This window comes from Mycobacterium sp. TH-M106 (genome assembly GCF_057473765.1).
Genome location: NZ_JBYCLE010000629.1, coordinates 1 through 4,229, shown reverse-complemented (window position 1 = coordinate 4,229; position 4,229 = coordinate 1). Strand labels below are relative to the sequence as shown.

Sequence of the window (4,229 nt, the reverse complement as noted above, 5' to 3'; positions counted from 1 at the left end):
CCCGGATCGCGGCGATGCCGGTCAACCAGTTGATCATGGTCAAGCTGGCGTTGAACTCGGCGCTGCTGGCCCAGGGGGTGGCCACCAGCGCGATGGTGTCCACCGTGTTCGACGGCGTCGCCCGGCACACCCCGGAGGGGCATGCGTTCGTCGCCGATTCGGTGGCACACGGCTTTCGCGAGGCGGTGCGACACCGCGACGAGCCGTTCGGCGATTACGGCCGGCGGGCGTCGCAGGTCTAGAAGGAGTCTGCTCGATGCCGACAACGCCGACGCGGATGACCGCGCGGTCGGTGGTGTTGTCCGTGCTGCTCGGCGCCCATCCCGCATCGGCCAGTTCAGCGGAATTACTCAGGCTGACAGCTGTTTTCGGCATCAAGGAGTCGACGCTGCGGGTGGCGCTGACTCGGATGGTGGCTGCCGGCGACCTGATCCGGTCCGCCGAGGGTTACCGGTTGTCGGATCGGCTGCTGACGCGTCAGCGCCGCCAGGACGAGGCGTTGCGCCCGCGGGTGCGGCGCTGGCTCGGCGACTGGATAATGGTGGCGGTCACCAGCGTCGGCAACGACGCCCGCTCCCGAGCAGCACTACGAACCACCTTGTCAAGCAATCGATTAGCCGAATTACGGGAAGGAGTGTGGATGCGGCCCGACAACCTCGACATCGTCTTGAATGCCGACGTCGTGGGCCGGTCGCGGGTGTTCACCGCGCGCGACGACGACCCCGCAGGCCTGGCGGGCCAACTGTGGGACCTGCCCGGCTGGGCCAAAACCGGAAACGAACTGGTCGACGCGATGGCCGCCGCCAACGACGTTCCCGGCCGCTTCATGGTTGCAGCGGCGATGGTGCGCCATTTGCTCACCGACCCGGTGCTGCCGGATGAACTGCTGCCACCCGGCTGGCCCGGCGAGGCACTGCGGGCGGCCTACACCGACTTCGCCGCCGAACTCGGCCGGCGGCGCAACCTCGAGCAACCAGTGGAGGCGCGATGAGTGACCCGGTGCGGGTGGAACACAACGGTGCGGTGACGACGGTGATTTTGAACCGGCCAGAGGCGCGCAACGCGGTCAACGGTGCGACCGCTGCCGCGCTGCACGCCGCATTCGACGCGTTCGACCATGACGATGACGCAGCGGTGGCGGTGCTGTGGGGCGACAACGGAACCTTCTGCGCGGGAGCGGATCTCAAAGCCATCGGCACACCGGACGCCAATCCGGTGCACCGCACCGGTCCGGGGCCGATGGGGCCGACTCGGATGGTGTTGTCCAAACCGGTGATCGCCGCGGTGAGCGGCTACGCGGTCGCCGGCGGCTTGGAGTTGGCGCTCTGGTGTGACATGCGGGTGGCCGAGGCCGACGCGGTGTTCGGGGTGTTCTGCCGCCGCTGGGGGGTTCCGCTGATCGACGGCGGCACCGTGCGGCTGCCCCGGCTGATCGGGCAGAGCCGCGCGATGGACATGATCTTGACCGGCCGCGCCGTCGACGCCGCCGAGGCGCATGCGATCGGGCTGGCCAATCGGGTGGTGCCCAAGGGTCAGGCCCGGCAGGCGGCAGAGCAACTGGCCGCCGAACTCGCCGCGCTGCCACAGCAGTGCCTGCGCTCGGATCGGCTATCGGCGTTGCACCAGTGGGGCGTAAGCGAATCCGAGGCGATGACATACGAATTCGCCAGCATCGCCCGGGTCGCAGACGAAGCAGCGCATGGTGCGGGACGCTTCGCCGCCGGCGCAGGCCGGCACGGCGCGAAGGCCTGAGCCAACACCAGCCCGTTGTCCGCTCCCGTGATTACCAGTACATATGCTAGGGTTGGTACATGTCCATGAAGCGGACCAACGTCTACGCCGACCCAGAAGACCTCGCCCTCATCAAGGAGGCGGCCGCGCGTCGTGGCGTCCCCGAAGCGGAGATTCTGCGTGAGGGTGTCAAGCTGGCCGCCCTGGGTGCACGGTTATGGGACGAACCGCTGGTCGGTGACGACGAAACTGTCGACCTCGGCGGCCCGATGACCATCGAGGACATCGACCAAGCCATCGGGCAGGCCGCCCAAGCGAAAGGGGAGCGTACCGAGGCTCGTCGGTGATCGCCGTCGCCGATACCTCCGGTCTGCTGGCTCTGTTCAACCGCGCCGATCCCGAACATCTGCAGACAGCCACCGCGGCCGATAGTTGTGGTCTGTTGGTCGTCAGCCCGCTGAGCCTCGTCGAGGTCCACCAGGTGGCGAGTATCCGCGCGGATCGGCATACCGCTGACGCCATAGTGCGCACCGTGGTTGCCCGGGCCGAAACGACTCGAATCGCCATTGCCGCGACCACCCCGCGGCTGTTAAGCGCCACGCTGGCAGTCCGGCGCCAGTACGCCGACCTGAACCTGGATCTGGCCGACGCCGCCGCGGTCGTGTTGGCCGCCGAATACCGCACCGACGTGCTGCTAACGCTGGATCGGCGCGACTTCCGCGCTATCCGGCCATTGACGGGTCACCAAGCCTTCCGGCTTCTGCCCGACGATCTTTAGACCTGGACGTCGGGGCCTGACGCCCAACGTGAAGCTACTGCGAAGATCCCGCAATTTTTTCGCAGTAAGATGCACACTCGACGCGGCGACCGACCGGCGCGACGGATACGCCCGCTTTGACCGGCCCGAGCACAGCCGGGTATTGTGGTAACTCGTGCCTGGCCACCGCAGGCGCGTTTCGTGGCATCTCTGGTGACATAAAGCGCGCGCCGGGCGAATTCGCATGTCCATGACGCAGCGGAGCGATCCGCGGCAGGTCCATGCGACACACCCGGCCGCGGGGTGAGGTGGCGGGGCATAACTGCAGGACAAATGCCACAAACACAGAAAGCCGGTAGATGCCAACCATTCAGCAGCTGGTCCGCAAGGGACGCCGCGACAAGATCAGCAAGGTCAAGACCGCGGCCCTCAAGGGCAGCCCGCAGCGCCGTGGCGTGTGCACCCGTGTGTACACCACTACCCCGAAGAAGCCGAACTCGGCGCTTCGCAAGGTCGCGCGTGTCAAGCTGACCAGCCAGGTGGAAGTCACCGCCTACATCCCCGGCGAGGGTCACAACCTGCAGGAGCACTCCATGGTGCTGGTGCGTGGCGGCCGGGTGAAGGACCTGCCCGGCGTGCGGTACAAGATCATCCGCGGCTCGCTGGACACGCAGGGGGTCAAGAACCGCAAGCAGGCCCGCAGCCGCTACGGCGCCAAGAAGGAGAAGGGCTGATGCCGCGCAAGGGGCCCGCACCCAAGCGTCCATTGGTTTCCGACCCGGTATACGGCTCGCAGCTGGTCACCCAGCTGGTCAACAAGGTTTTGCTGCGCGGAAAAAAATCGCTGGCGGAGCATATCGTCTACGGCGCACTCGAGCAGGCCCGGGAGAAGACCGGCACCGACCCGGTGGTCACCCTCAAACGTGCGCTGGACAACGTCAAGCCTGCGCTGGAGGTGCGCAGCCGCCGCGTCGGTGGCGCCACCTACCAGGTGCCGGTCGAAGTGCGGGCGGACCGGTCGACCACACTGGCACTTCGCTGGCTGGTCAGCTTTTCGCGGCAACGCCGGGAGAAGACCATGGTCGAACGGCTGGCCAACGAGATCCTCGATGCCAGCAACGGATTGGGGGCCTCGGTCAAGCGCCGTGAGGACACGCACAAGATGGCCGAGGCGAACCGGGCTTTCGCGCATTACCGCTGGTAATGAGAGTCCCGGCCGGCGGACAGCACGGCCGGACCGGGTGTAACGACAAGAGCAAGCAGCAACCGAAAAGAGTGGGAAGACTTCTGTGGCACAGGACGTGCTAACCGACCTGAGTAAGGTCCGCAACATCGGCATCATGGCGCACATCGATGCCGGTAAGACGACGACTACCGAGCGGATCCTCTACTACACCGGCGTCAACTACAAGATGGGGGAGACGCACGACGGCGCCTCCACGACCGACTGGATGGAGCTGGAGCAGGAACGCGGCATCACCATCACTTCTGCGGCGGTGACGTGCTTCTGGAACGGCAATCAGATCAACATCATCGACACCCCCGGCCACGTCGACTTCACCGTCGAGGTGGAGCGCAGCCTGCGGGTGCTCGACGGTGCCGTTGCGGTGTTCGACGGCAAGGAGGGTGTCGAACCGCAGTCCGAGCAGGTCTGGCGGCAAGCCGACAAATACGACGTACCCCGGATCTGTTTCGTCAACAAGATGGACAAGATCGGCGCGGACTTCTACTTCACGGTGCG

At 66.3% G+C, this 4,229-nt stretch carries 7 protein-coding genes and 1 pseudogene; all 8 read left to right on the top strand.

The genetic code is table 11. The annotated features are described in order from the left end of the window. Positions 1–242, top strand: a pseudogene (locus tag AC2VOP_RS21140) (crotonase/enoyl-CoA hydratase family protein); the annotation flags it as partial. A gap of 35 nt (positions 243–277) precedes the next feature. Beyond that, a complete protein-coding gene (locus tag AC2VOP_RS21135) occupies positions 278–991 on the top strand; it encodes a PaaX family transcriptional regulator C-terminal domain-containing protein (RefSeq protein ID WP_486962783.1) in 714 nt (237 codons plus the stop codon). Next, positions 988–1,752, top strand: a complete 765-nt coding sequence (locus tag AC2VOP_RS21130) for a crotonase/enoyl-CoA hydratase family protein (RefSeq protein WP_486962782.1) — start codon at positions 988–990, stop codon at positions 1,750–1,752. Before AC2VOP_RS21135 ends, AC2VOP_RS21130 begins: the two co-directional genes overlap by 4 nt. Positions 1,753–1,811: 59 nt before the next feature. Then, positions 1,812–2,078 carry a ribbon-helix-helix domain-containing protein gene (locus AC2VOP_RS21125; RefSeq protein WP_486962781.1) on the top strand — a complete coding sequence of 89 codons (267 nt, stop codon included), beginning with the start codon at positions 1,812–1,814 and terminating at the stop codon, positions 2,076–2,078. Beyond that, positions 2,075–2,509 (top strand): PIN domain-containing protein, encoded by a 435-nt coding sequence (locus AC2VOP_RS21120; RefSeq protein ID WP_486962780.1) that lies wholly within the window; start codon positions 2,075–2,077, stop codon positions 2,507–2,509. Before AC2VOP_RS21125 ends, AC2VOP_RS21120 begins: the two co-directional genes overlap by 4 nt. A gap of 338 nt (positions 2,510–2,847) precedes the next feature. Further along, complete coding sequence (gene rpsL, locus AC2VOP_RS21115) at positions 2,848–3,222, top strand: 30S ribosomal protein S12 (RefSeq protein WP_003403453.1); 375 nt, start codon at positions 2,848–2,850, stop codon at positions 3,220–3,222. Beyond that, the gene (rpsG, locus tag AC2VOP_RS21110; protein WP_486962779.1) at positions 3,222–3,692 is read left to right on the top strand and encodes a 30S ribosomal protein S7; all 471 of its coding nucleotides are present in this window, start codon (positions 3,222–3,224) and stop codon (positions 3,690–3,692) included. The genes rpsL and rpsG overlap by 1 nt, the downstream gene beginning before the upstream one ends. Before the next feature lie 85 nt (positions 3,693–3,777). Then, positions 3,778–4,229: GTP-binding protein (locus AC2VOP_RS21105; protein WP_486962778.1), on the top strand; the 452-nt coding region annotated here is incomplete at its 3' end.

Excerpts from the sequence above, each read along its gene's own strand:
- AC2VOP_RS21130 (WP_486962782.1), top strand. The coding sequence starts at position 988 with ATGAGTGACCCGGTGCGGGTGGAACACAACGGTGCGGTGACGACGGTG.
- AC2VOP_RS21135 (WP_486962783.1), top strand. The coding sequence starts at position 278 with ATGACCGCGCGGTCGGTGGTGTTGTCCGTGCTGCTCGGCGCCCATCCC.
- rpsL (WP_003403453.1), top strand. The coding sequence starts at position 2,848 with ATGCCAACCATTCAGCAGCTGGTCCGCAAGGGACGCCGCGACAAGATC.
- AC2VOP_RS21125 (WP_486962781.1), top strand. The coding sequence starts at position 1,812 with ATGTCCATGAAGCGGACCAACGTCTACGCCGACCCAGAAGACCTCGCC.
- rpsG (WP_486962779.1), top strand. The coding sequence starts at position 3,222 with ATGCCGCGCAAGGGGCCCGCACCCAAGCGTCCATTGGTTTCCGACCCG.